The 8,426-nt window shown below is 73.6% G+C and carries 7 protein-coding genes; 5 read left to right on the top strand and 2 right to left on the bottom strand.

The annotated features are described in order from the left end of the window. Positions 1–334 precede the first annotated feature (334 nt). Positions 335–1,357, top strand: a complete 1,023-nt coding sequence (locus ABT160_RS32850; protein ID WP_351651587.1) for an endonuclease/exonuclease/phosphatase family protein — start codon at positions 335–337, stop codon at positions 1,355–1,357. Positions 1,358–1,367: 10 nt separating this feature from the next. Here ABT160_RS32850 and ABT160_RS32845 read toward each other — a convergent pair whose 3' ends face one another. Together ABT160_RS32845 and ABT160_RS32840 are read right to left on the bottom strand one after the other, a co-directional pair. Then, positions 1,368–2,042, bottom strand: coding sequence for an SMI1/KNR4 family protein (locus ABT160_RS32845; protein WP_351651586.1), 675 nt, complete (start codon positions 2,040–2,042; stop codon positions 1,368–1,370). A 58-nt stretch (positions 2,043–2,100) separates the two neighbouring features. Continuing rightward, positions 2,101–2,667, bottom strand: coding sequence for a hypothetical protein (locus ABT160_RS32840; protein WP_351651585.1), 567 nt, complete (start codon positions 2,665–2,667; stop codon positions 2,101–2,103). A 264-nt stretch (positions 2,668–2,931) separates the two neighbouring features. On the opposite strand from ABT160_RS32840, the gene ABT160_RS32835 reads away from it, so the two are divergent. The 4 genes from ABT160_RS32835 to ABT160_RS32820 all read left to right on the top strand — a co-directional run bounded on the left by ABT160_RS32835 (position 2,932) and on the right by ABT160_RS32820 (position 8,389). After that, positions 2,932–4,353, top strand: a complete 1,422-nt coding sequence (locus ABT160_RS32835) for a DEAD/DEAH box helicase (protein WP_351651584.1) — start codon at positions 2,932–2,934, stop codon at positions 4,351–4,353. 182 nt (positions 4,354–4,535) lie between these two features. Further along, positions 4,536–5,303: an SDR family oxidoreductase gene (locus ABT160_RS32830; protein WP_351651583.1), complete on the top strand. Its 768-nt coding sequence runs from the start codon at positions 4,536–4,538 to the stop codon at positions 5,301–5,303. Between the two features lie 62 nt (positions 5,304–5,365). Further along, positions 5,366–6,073, top strand: coding sequence for an MgtC/SapB family protein (locus ABT160_RS32825; RefSeq protein ID WP_351651582.1), 708 nt, complete (start codon positions 5,366–5,368; stop codon positions 6,071–6,073). Between the two features lie 234 nt (positions 6,074–6,307). Beyond that, complete coding sequence (locus ABT160_RS32820) at positions 6,308–8,389, top strand: InlB B-repeat-containing protein (protein ID WP_351651581.1); 2,082 nt, start codon at positions 6,308–6,310, stop codon at positions 8,387–8,389. Positions 8,390–8,426: the final 37 nt, after the last annotated feature.

Genomic DNA, 8,426 nt, shown 5'->3' with positions numbered 1-8,426 from the left:
CGCGGCCCAGGACGTCACCGGCAGGCACACCGTCAGCGCCGCCGAAGCACAGGGCGCCAGCCACCATCTGTAACTGCGACTCATCTCGCACCATCTCGTAGGAAGGGGGACGTACCGCACATCACCTTGGCCGACTTGATGAAAATCCCAAGAGCTTGAGGGCTGAGGTGGGAACAAAAGCGAGAAATGCCATCCATTCGCCGTACATCCGGCACCCCGAACGGTCCTGATGGCCTGTCAGACCGGTACGGGAACCGGAAACGGGCCCTCCGCGTCCTCTCCCGAAGGCCGGAACGATCACCGTCCCGCGCTCCGGCGAGAGGAAACCACCCGCATGGCAGCCACCACCGTCAGACGCACCCGGCGCACCCGCCGCGCCCCCGCCCGAGCGGCGTTCCGGTCCTGCGGGGCGCTCCTGGCACTCCTGGTGCTCCTGCTCGCGGCCCGGGCCGCCGGGCTCGACGCGGGCACCGTACTCGCGGTCCCGATGGTCCTCTTCCCGTACGCGAGCGTGCTCAGCGCGCTCGTGCTCGTCGCCGTCCTGTGCGTACGCGCCCTGCGGGGTTCACGGCTCCTGGTCGCCGCCGCCGTACTGATCACCGCCGGTTACGCCGTGCCGCTCGCGCCCCGCTTCGTACCGGACGGCCCGGACGCCCCCGCCGACGCGCCCGTGCTGCGGGTCGCGACACTCAACACCCACGTCGGCGCCGCCGAGGCAGCGGCCGTCGTACGACTCGTACGGGACGAGCGCGTCGACGTCCTGGCCCTGCAGGAACTCACGGCCCCGGGGATCGCCGCCCTGAAGGCGGCCGGGCTCGACGCGGTACTCCCCCACCACGAGCTCCACCCGGAGAACGACTCCTCGCTCTACTCACGCCTCCCGCTGACCGGGGGCGGCCCGCTGCGGGCGGACACCGCCTGGCCGCAGACCACCGCGCGGGTGGCCGTGGGCGGCCGGAGCGTCCGGCTGGTGGCCGTGCACACCTACTACCCGCTGGGCGACGCGGGGCGCTGGACGCGGGACATGGCCGCGCTCGCCTCCACCGCCCGGAGCAGCGGCCCCGACACGGTGTTCCTGGGCGACTTCAACGCCTCGCTCGACCACGCCCCGATGCGCGACCTGCTCTCCACCGGCCGCCTGGCCGACGCGCACGCCGACCTGGGCCGGGCCTGGGCTCGCACCTGGCCCGCCGGGAAGGGGCCGCTGCCGCCCCTGGTGCAGCTCGACCACGTGCTCCACGGCCCCGGGCTCGCCACGGCCTCGGTGAGCGAGCGGACCGTGCCGGGGACGGACCACCGGGCGGTGGTCGCGGCGCTGGCGCTGCTGCCGGTGGAGCCGCACGAGAACCAGGGCTGAGCCATCCGGCTCACTCCGCCGCCGGCACCTCCGCGAGCTGGCGCTCGGCCCGCTCGAGCCAGGCCAGGTACCAGGCGCCGAAGTCCGTGCCGGTCGGCGCGATCCCCCGGTCCATCGGGCGCAGGTCCTCCCACACGGACCCCTTGTGCGGGCCGGTCATCACCAGCAGCGAGGAGTAGCCGCACCCCTGCTCGCTGAGGAAGACCGCCCCGGCCTCCTGGGCGTCGTACAGCTCCTCGTACCGGTCGTCCCAGGCGGTGTGCGCCTGGAGGAAGGACGCGTCGTCGTCGAACGCGTCGGGCTTCGGCTCCTGTCCGTCCAGCACGTCGAGCTGCTTCTGGAGCGCTTCCGCCACGAAGGGCCGCCCGGCAAACCGGGCGGTGGTGGGCTGCCCCGAGAAGCCGAGGCCGACGCCGCGCCACTGCCAGCCGTCCTCAGCGGGGACCGGCGTCATCAGGCCGTAGTCGGGCCCGGCTCCCCCGGCGCCGACCCGGAGCAGGAACTCCCGGTACTCGACGGGGAGTTCCTGCCCCAGCTCCGCTTCGAGCGAGCGGACCTGACCGTGCTCCATGGCGGGACCGAGCGCGAAGCCGTGTCCGCGTGCGCCGAAGACGTCACCCGCGCGCGGGTGCGCGGCGAGACGGAGCACGCGCTCGCGCACGCCGGTCCATGTGTTCGCGTCCATGGCGGCACGCTACTGACGGCGGGCGCGCGGCGGCAGTGGTTTTTCCGGGGCGGGTGGGTCAGCGGACGACGGTTCCCGGCAGCGGCACGTCGTAGAGGAGGCAGCCGGCCCGGTTGTTCAGGTCGACGCGGTCGTACCTGCTCCAGGGCACCTGGGCGCCGTTCTTCCACTCCCACCAGCTCGCCTTGTGGCTGAGGCCCTCCCTGTTGTCCAGGCTGGGCCGGCGCCACTTGTCCCCGATGCCCCCTCCGTGGAAGAAGCTGACGTACGACCAGTCCTTCGTGGGCTGGCCGAAGTCGGCGCAACTGTTGGGCGAGAGCTTGACGTTGGCGAAGTCCCGGTCGGTCAGCACGGCGGACCGTCCGAAGTCGTAGGCGGGCGTGCCCTCAAGGTCGATTTCCTGTGAGCCCGCCTCGCTGGTGTGGACGACCACGATGTCGGCGTCCGTTTCGCCGTTGTAGTCCTCGTGCCGGTACAGGCAGAAGGAACCGCCGGGGCAGGCTTCGATTCCGTGGCCCTTGATGACGGTGACGGTGTGGACGGGGGCGGAGGCCGCGGTGCCGGAGGGGGCGCCGGTCAGGACCACGGCAGCGGCGGCGAGGGCCGCGAGGAGAGTCTTCTTCACGTGGGCGTGAACGGGTCGGGCGCGGCGAGGTCACGGGGGTGTGCGCCGTTGCGGTGACAGCGCTTTCCCCGCCTTGATCTGCGGAAACGTTCTCCCCCATGCCGTGCGGCGGTCGAGGCCGGCCCGGTTCGCACCGTTACTAAGTGTTACCCTTGGGCCTTCCTGCCCGCGGGCGCCCCGGACGGACCCCCGAGGCACCGAGCGCCCGCGCCGCACCCAACCTGCCGGGCCTTCCTCGGTACGTCCCTCTCGTGGAGGCTCCGCATGAACGACACCGACCCGCGCGGCAGTTCGCCCGAGACCGGGGACGGGGCCGAAGCCCAGGCACCGGCGGCGACCGCCCCCGCGTCCTCCTTCGCCGACACCGCCCTGCCCGCCGCCCTGCTGCGCACCCTCGCCGAGCAGGGCGTGCGCAAGCCCTTCCCGATCCAGGCGGCCACCCTGCCCAGCGCCCTCGCCGGGCGCGACGTGCTCGGCCGGGGGCGCACCGGCTCCGGCAAGACGCTCGCCTTCGGGCTGCCGCTGCTCGCCCGCACGGCGGGGCGGCGCGCCGCGGCCAAGCAGCCGCTCGCGCTGGTGCTCGTCCCGACCCGTGAGCTGGCCGAGCAGGTGGCCGACGCCCTGCGCCCGTACGCCGAGGCGGTCGGGCTGCGCCTGGCCGCGCTCGTCGGCGGCCTGCCCGCGGGCCCCCAGGTGGCCGCGCTGCGCGACGGCGTCGAGGTGGCCGTCGCCACCCCCGGGCGGCTGCGCGACCTGGTCGACCGGAGGGCCTGCCGCCTGGACCGGGTGCGGATCACGGTCCTGGACGAGGCCGACCAGATGTGTGACATGGGGTTCCTCCCGCAGGTCACTCAGGCACTGGACCAGGTGGCGCCCGACGGGCAGCACATGCTGTTCTCCGCGACCCTGGACGGCGACGTCGACCGGATCGTGGAGGGCTACCTCAAGGACCCGGTGGTCCACTCGGTGGACCCGTCGGCCGCCGTCGTGACGACGATGGAGCACCACGTGCTGGTCGTGCACGGCCCCGACCGCCACCCGGTGGCCACGGAGATCGCCGCCCGCGACGGGCGGGTGCTGCTCTTCCTCGACACCAAGAACGCCGTCGACCGGCTCACCGAGCAGCTGCGCTCGCAGGGCGTCCACGCCGCCGCGCTGCACAGCGGCAAGTCCCAGCCGCAGCGCACCCGGACCCTCGACGACTTCAAGGAGGGCCGGGTCACCGCGCTGGTGGCGACCAACGTGGCGGCCCGCGGCCTGCACGTCGACGACCTCGACCTGGTGCTCAACGTGGACGCGCCCACGGACCCCAAGGACTACCTGCACCGGGCCGGCCGTACCGCGCGGGCCGGCGGGTCGGGCCGGGTCGTCACGCTCGTCCTGTCCGGCCAGCGGCGGGACTTCGGCGCCCTCACGGACGAGGCGGGCATCAAGCCGACGGTCACCAAGGTCCGCCCGGGCGACCCGGAGCTGCGCAGGCTCACCGGCGCGCGCAAGCCCCCGGGGACGCCGCTCGACGCCGAGGCCGGGGACGGCAAGGCCAGGAACACCAACGCCCCCTTCCGCGGCCTGGGCAGCACCAAGGGCGCGGCGAAGCCCTCCGGCGGCCGCTCGGCCCGCAAGAGCGACGAGGCGCGCAAGCTCGCGGAGGCCCGCAAGGCGGCCCGCGCGCGCCGGGGACGCTGACTCCCGTACGACGACGGCCGTGACCACGACGGCGGCCACGGCTGCCGGCCAACCTCCGGGAAACCGAAAGGTGTTGGCAACACTGCGGCAATGGTCTCGGGCGCGACCGTAAGTGATCATGACTGGTGGACGCGGTGCCGCGTCCACCAGCCCTGTTCGCCGTACGCCGAGGAGTCAGCTCCGTGTCCGCCACGCCCGACGCGCCCGAGACCCGACCGCAGACCCACGACCGCGACCGGCTCGCGGACCGTACCGTCGTCCTGATCGGCGGCGGCTCCGGGATCGGCCTGCGCGTGGCGCACCAGGCCGTCGCCGCCGGTGCCCGGGTCGTCCTCGGTGGCCGCACCGAGGAGCGACTGGCCTCCGCCGCACGGGAGTTGGGCGCCGCCGCCACCTGGCGGACCGTCGACGTGACCGACGACGCGTCCCTGGCCGCCTTCTTCGACGGACTCGACCGCGTGGACCACCTGTTCACCTCCGCCGCCGACTACCAGGTGGGCCCGCTCAGGGAGTTGGGCCCGCGGGAGGCCGAGAGCCCGTTCGCGTCCAAGTTCTGGGGCCAGTACCACGCGGTGCGGCACGCGGCGCCCGCGCTGTCGCCGGACGGGTCCGTGGTCCTGATGGCGGGGGCGGCTGGTGCCAGGCCGCCCGGGCCCGCTCCCGCGTACGCGGCCTGCAACGCGGCGATCGAGGGCCTGGGGCGCGGCCTCGCGGTCGAGCTGGCCCCGGTGCGGGTCAACGTGGTCTCGCCGGGCACGATCGACGGCGACCTGTGGGCGCGGCGCCCGGCCGCGGCGCGCGAGGCGGCGTTCGCGCAGTACCGGCGCGACACGCTGCTGCACCGGGTGGGCGGCGAGGACGAGGTGGCGCACGCCGTGCTGTTCCTGTTCACCAACGGCTACACCACCGGCTCGACGCTCTACCCGGACGGGGGCTACACGCTGCGCTGACGCCGGGGGGACTACCCTCGGCGCGCGGAGGGGGTGGACGAACGCGGCGAAAGGACGTGCCGATGGAACCGGCCGGGCAGACCTGGATCCAGCTGGGCGAGCTCGCCCTCGCCCTGCTGCTCTCGGGGGCCATCGGAGTGGAGCGCCAGCTGCGGCAGAAGGCCGCCGGGCTGCGCACGTACACCGTCGTCGGCGTGGGCTCGGCGCTGTTCATGCTGGTCAGCAAGTACGGCTTCGACGACATACTGCGGGCGGGCACCATCAGCGTCGACCCGTCCCGGATGGCCGCGCAGATCGTCTCCGGGCTCGGTTTCATCGGCGCGGGCGTCATCTTCGTCCAGCGCGGCTCGGTCCAGGGGCTCACCACGGCCGCCACGATCTGGCTGACCGCCGCGATCGGCGCGGCGGCGGCCGCGGGGCTGCCGGTGCTCGCGGTGCTGACCACGGTGGCGTACTTCCTCGTCTCGTACGTGGTGCACCCCCTGGTCCACCGCCTGACCGCGCGGGGCACCGCGCCCTCGCGCTACCGGCTGACCCACGTGCGGCGGCCCGGGGTGCTCCAGGAGATCGTCGACACCTGCGCGCGGACCGGCTTCGAGATCCGCGAGCTGAGCGTGGAGCCCGGCGACCGCAAGGCCGCCGCGCTGGGGGACGGGGAGGTGCCCGTGGACGTGGTCCTGACCGCGCTGGGCGACGCCGAGCCCGGGACGCTCACGATCGAGCTGGCCCAGCTCAGCGGGGTGATCGCGGTCCGCCGCCTGGGGTCCTGACGGTGCGCGGGGCCGGGTTCCGACGGTCCGTGGGGCGGGTCCTGACGATGCGTGAGGCGGGCGCCGTACGAGCTCCGTACGGGCCCCGTACGGCCGCGCCTCGCCGGACCAGCGCAGTGGGCCGTACGGTCGTTCCTTGGGCATTCGGAGTGATCTGCCATCCGTTTCGGTGAATGAAGGCCGCGTCCGAGGAAGTCATATCGGCGTTCTGACGGGTCATCACACGGAGGCGGCATGGCGCGCTTCAAATGGACGAGTTCTGTCGTGCTGGGGTCGATGGTGCTCGGGGCGACCACCCTGATCGCGCCCGCCACCGCGGACGACGGATCGAGGACGGCACCGGTCACCGGCGTCGTCACACCACCGGTCGACAGCCGGGGCACCCCGGCCACCGACACCAGCGAGGAGACGGGCGTGGAGGTGGTGCGCTCCCGCGAGGCGCGGGTCGTGCCCGGCGCGCTCGCCCCCATCTGCGGCCGGTCCGCCAGCCGCGAGGTCGTCTTCCCGCTGTTCGACGACGTGACGGTGCGGGTCGTGGAGGAAGGACGCTCCACGGTCGACGGCCGCCTGGTCTGGAGCGGCGCCGTGGACGGGGCCGTCGGGCAGGACGTGATCGTCACGCTGGACGGGGGCTGCGACGCCAAGCCCGGCAACGAGCTGCTGAGCGCGCAGTTCATGCTCGGCGGCGACGTCTACGCCGTGGAGCCCAGCTCGCCCGGGAACGTGACCATCAGCGAGCTCACGCCGATGGCCGAGGAGGACGAGTCCGAGCTGGCCCCGCCCCCGGCGGCGCCCGCGCGGGTCCGCCCGGCCGCGGGCGCGCCCCGCGCGCCCAAGGTCGTCTGCAAGGGCGGCCAGAACATCTCCCTGGTCGACGTCCTGGTGGGCTACACGCCCAAGGCGGTCAAGGAGGCGGGCGGCGACGCCCAGATGCGCGCCCAGGTGACGCGCGGCATCACGCTGGCCAACGCGGCGTTCGCCGGCAGCGGCACGCGGGTGCGGCTGCGGCTCGTGCGCACGACGCCGGTGAGCGTGCCGGCGGCCCGGGACAAGGTGGACCAGGCGCTGCTGCGGTCGATCGCGGACCCCCGCGACGGCCTGGCGGACAACCTGCACCAGCTGCGCGACCAGTACGGCGCGGACCTGGTCTCGGTCGTCGCGGGCGGCCGGGACGCGGGCGGCCTCGGCTACGCGCCGGAGAACCCCGGGCCGAGCACGGTCAACTACGGCTTCAACGTGGTGGCCCAGAGCTCGATCGGCCACTACTCGATGGGCCACGAGATCGGCCACAACCTGGGCGCCTCGCACGACCGGGTCACCCAGCCCGTACAGCCGCCGCCGTACGGCGCCAACGGCTACTTCCCCAAGGACGGGGACTGGTCGACGATCATGGCGTACGAGTCGGGGTGCCGCAAGGCCACCAAGGGCTCGTGCAACCGGATCAACCAGTTCGAGAACCCGCGCATGAGCTACCGGGGCGAGGCGACCGGTGTCCCGCTCGGCATGCGCAACGAGGCCGACACGGCGGACGTGTTCGGCAAGACCTCGCAGGGCGTGGCCTCCTACCGGCCGCCGCTGCAGACCGCGTCGCTGTGCGCGGTGACGGCCACGGTGTCCCCCAAGGGCTCGGGCGTCGCGGAGGCGTCGCAGCCCGGCCCGTACCCGGCGGGGTCGACGACCGTGTACTCGGCGACCGCGCGCAAGGGGTTCGTCTTCTCGCACTGGATGCTCAACGGCAAGAAGGTGAGCGGGACTTCGGCGGGCGTACGGGTGCCGGTCAACGGCGACCAGGCGCTGGTGGCGGTCTTCCGCAAGGGCACCACGCCGACGTCGACGGTCACCACCAAGTCCAAGGGCGGGGGCACCGTCAAGAAGAAGCCCGCCGCCAAGCGCGGTGCGGAGCTGGAGGGCGCGGACCTGCTGTACGAGGCCGAGGCGAAGCCGGGCTGGCGCTTCACCGGCTGGCAGCTGGACGACTCCTACGCGGGTGAGGACGACACCATCGCGGTGGACGTCACCGAGGACAACATGAACCTCACCGCCCAGTTCGAGCGCCGCACGCACCAGCTCACCGTGGGTACGCGGGGCGGCAAGGGCTCGGTGTCCCTGTCCGAGTCCGGTCCGTACGCGGACGGCGACACCGTCTTCGCGTCGGCCACCCCGGAGCCGGGGTACGTCTTCGTGGACTGGCTGCTCGACGGCAAGTCGTACGGCGGCGACGACGAGAAGGCCAGGGGCGAGACCTCGCTGCTGATGGAGGAGGGCGACCACACGCTGACGGCGGTGTTCGGCTGCGGGTGCAAGCGCGACAGCTGACGTAACGTCACATCGCTTGCCGGGTGCGGCGGACGGG

This window comes from Streptomyces sp. NPDC001941 (assembly GCF_040296945.1).
GTDB lineage: Bacteria > Actinomycetota > Actinomycetes > Streptomycetales > Streptomycetaceae > Streptomyces.
This window is presented reverse-complemented; position numbering and strand designations above follow the sequence as displayed.

Coding starts and splice junctions, on each gene's coding strand:
- ABT160_RS32850 (WP_351651587.1), top strand. CDS start 335: ATGGCAGCCACCACCGTCAGACGCACCCGGCGCACCCGCCGCGCCCCC.
- ABT160_RS32845 (WP_351651586.1), bottom strand. CDS start 2,042: ATGGACGCGAACACATGGACCGGCGTGCGCGAGCGCGTGCTCCGTCTC.
- ABT160_RS32835 (WP_351651584.1), top strand. CDS start 2,932: ATGAACGACACCGACCCGCGCGGCAGTTCGCCCGAGACCGGGGACGGG.
- ABT160_RS32825 (WP_351651582.1), top strand. CDS start 5,366: ATGGAACCGGCCGGGCAGACCTGGATCCAGCTGGGCGAGCTCGCCCTC.
- ABT160_RS32820 (WP_351651581.1), top strand. CDS start 6,308: ATGGCGCGCTTCAAATGGACGAGTTCTGTCGTGCTGGGGTCGATGGTG.